Here is a 2,666-nt window from a genome sequence, read left to right on the forward strand (position 1 = left end):
CGCGAACGGCTGCACCAGCGTCCCGGTGCCCAGGGTCAGCGCGGCGAGCAGCCCGGTGAACGCGACCGCGCCGGAGATCCCGGGCAGCAGCAGCGGCAGCACGGTCACCGCGACCGACGGGAACGCGTACACGCACACCGCGGTCGGCACGACCACCCGCACGAACACCCGCCGCGCGGCCGGGGTCAGGCCCGGCCGGGGCAGCAGGCCGCGGGACGGCGGCCCGGCCGGGCGGGGTCCCGTCCCGACGGCGGCGAGCACCGCGGCGACCGCCACCACCAGCAGGGCCACGTGCACGAGGTAGGGCAGGGCGAGCGGCAGCGGCCCGGAGGTCGCGAGCAGCCCCGAGGTCAGCGGCCCGAGGCAGAAGCCGGCGGTCTGGGCGACCGACGCCGCCCGCGCGGCCCGCGGCGCGCCGTCCGGCCCGGCGAGGTCCTGCAACCAGGCGCTGCCCACCGAGAACACCGCACCGGACGCCAGCCCCTGCAGGAACCGGGCCGCGAACAGCAGCCACAGCGCCGACGCCCCGCCGAGGAACAGCAGCGACGCCCCGGCGACCCCGGCGGCGACCGGCAGCAGCACGCGCACCCGCCCGAACCGGTCCGACGCCGGCCCGCCCAGCAGCAGCGACGGTGCCAGCCCGAGCGCGTACACCCCGAAGATCGCGGCGAGTGTGCTCGCCGACAGATCGAGCTCGGCCCGGTAGACCAGCAGCAGCGGGGTCGGGACGTTCGTGCCGAAGGCCGTCGCGAACAGCAGCCCGCAGGCCGCGAGCCACGTCCGGTCCCCCCGGCCTCCCTGCCGCACCGCCGCATCCTGCCAGCCGAGGGTTACCTACCGGTAGCCTCCGCGGCGAGGACCGGCGACGAGGACGGAGTGACGCGACATGGGTGAACCGACGGGGATCGCGGTCGAGGTGGCGGACGGGGTCGCGCGGCTGCGCCTGGACCGCCCGGAGGCGGCGAACGCGCTGCACGAGCCGATGTGGTTCGGGCTGCGCGACGCGGTGCGCGAGCTGGACGCCGACCCCGCCGTGCGGGTCGTGGTGATCAGCGGCAGCGGGCGGCACTTCTGCTCGGGCATCGACGTGTCGATGCTGGGCGGGCTGCGCGAGACCGCGTCGGACGACTCGACAGGGCACGGCGCCGACGCGCTGCGCCGCACCATTCTCGACCTGCAGGACTGCCTCACCGCGATCGAGCGCTGCCGGAAGCCGGTCGTCGCCGCGATCCAGGGCGTCTGCCTGGGGGCCGGCCTGGACCTGGTCGTCGCCTGCGACCTGCGCTACGCGACCGCCGACGCGTCGTTCGTGCTGAAGGAGGTCGACATGGGCCTGGCCGCCGACGTCGGCGTGCTGCAGCGGCTGCCGCGGATCGTCGGCGAGGGTGTGACCCGCGAGCTGGCCTACACCTGCCGGCCGGTGTCGGGCACCGAGGCGAAGGAGCTGCGCCTGGTCAACGACGTGTACGCCGACGCCGACGCGCTGGAGGCGGGCGTCGCCGAGCTGGCCGCGTCGCTGGCCGCGAAATCGCCGCTGGCCCTGCGCGGCACCAAGCACGCGATCACCTACGCCCGCGACCACTCGGTCGCCGACGGGCTCGACCAGATCGCCACCTGGAACGGCGGCCAGCTGGTCTCGGCCGACCTGACCGAGGCCGTCAGCGCGTTCATGGAGAAGCGCCAGGGCGTCTACCGGGACTGACCCGGCCTACCGTCGCGGGACGACCTCCCCGACGACCGCGTACATCCCTGCGGGTGGCTGCCCGTCCTCGGCCCGCCAGTCGCTGACATCGACCAGGCCCGGTTCCAGCAGCTCCAGCCGGTGTCCGGGCCGGTCGACGAGCAGCCTGCGCAGCAGGGCGCGGTCCCGGGAGCGCGCCGGCTGCGCGGTGTCCCGGGTGAACCGCTCGATGGTGCGCATCCGCTCGGCGGTGTGCGGGTCGTCGACGTCGGTGCTGCCGTGCGACACGACGAGCATGCTGCCGGGCCCGAACGCCGTCACGTAGCGGTCGAACAGGGCCCCGAGCAGGTCGTCGTCGCGGACGAAGTGCAGCACCGACACCGCGAGCACGGCGACCGGCTCGGCCGGGTCGAGCAGGTCCGCCACACCCGGCGCGGCGAGCACGGCCCCGGCGTCGGTGAGGTCGGCGGCGGTGATCGAGGCACCGTCCACACCGGTCAGGATCTGGCGGCTCATCGCGACCGACACCGGCTCGACGTCGACGTAGGCCACGCGCGCCGCGGGGTCGGCCCGGTGGGCGATCTCGTGCACCGGCTCGGCGGTCGGGATGCCGGACCCGAGGTCGAGGAACTGGCGCACCCCGCGGTCCAGGCAGGCCCGCACGGCCCGGCCGAGGAAGGCCCGGTTGGCGAGCGCGACCTCCCGGGTGTCGGGCAGGGCGGCGAGCACACGCTCGGCGAACTCCCGGTCGGTCGCGAAGTTGTGGGCGCCGCCGAGCATGTAGTCGTAGACGCGGGCCGGGTTGGGGAGCGTCAGGTCGATCTCGTCCACCGGGTCGGGCACGGGCTCCGAGGCGGTCATGGGCGTCACCCTCTCGCCGGTGTCTCCCGGGTCGCAAGTCCCGCCAGGACATCGTGCAGCTCCGCCGCGGTGCCGGGGGCGACGCCGGGACGGCCGGCCAGCTCGAGCAGCCGCGCGACCGCGG

At 75.7% G+C, this 2,666-nt stretch carries 3 protein-coding genes; 1 reads left to right on the plus strand and 2 read right to left on the minus strand.

Annotation, left to right across the window (positions count from 1 at the left end):
* Positions 1-807, minus strand: an 807-nt coding sequence (locus NH602_RS29960; RefSeq protein ID WP_253069576.1) for an MFS transporter, incomplete at its 3' end; no start/stop codon positions are given.
* Between the two features lie 79 nt (positions 808-886).
* Between NH602_RS29960 and NH602_RS29965 the strand changes: the two genes are divergently transcribed.
* Positions 887-1,702, plus strand: coding sequence for a crotonase/enoyl-CoA hydratase family protein (locus NH602_RS29965; protein ID WP_253069577.1), 816 nt, complete (start codon positions 887-889; stop codon positions 1,700-1,702).
* Between the two features lie 6 nt (positions 1,703-1,708).
* Here the strand turns inward: NH602_RS29965 and NH602_RS29970 are convergent, their stop codons facing one another.
* The gene (locus NH602_RS29970; RefSeq protein WP_253069578.1) at positions 1,709-2,542 is read right to left on the minus strand and encodes an SAM-dependent methyltransferase; all 834 of its coding nucleotides are present in this window, start codon (positions 2,540-2,542) and stop codon (positions 1,709-1,711) included.
* Between the last annotated feature and the right edge of the window lie 124 nt (positions 2,543-2,666).

It is taken from the genome of Pseudonocardia sp. McavD-2-B (genome assembly GCF_024124365.1).
Lineage (GTDB): Bacteria > Actinomycetota > Actinomycetes > Mycobacteriales > Pseudonocardiaceae > Pseudonocardia > Pseudonocardia alni.

Coding starts and splice junctions, on each gene's coding strand:
- NH602_RS29965 (WP_253069577.1), top strand. CDS start 887: ATGGGTGAACCGACGGGGATCGCGGTCGAGGTGGCGGACGGGGTCGCG.
- NH602_RS29970 (WP_253069578.1), bottom strand. CDS start 2,542: ATGACCGCCTCGGAGCCCGTGCCCGACCCGGTGGACGAGATCGACCTG.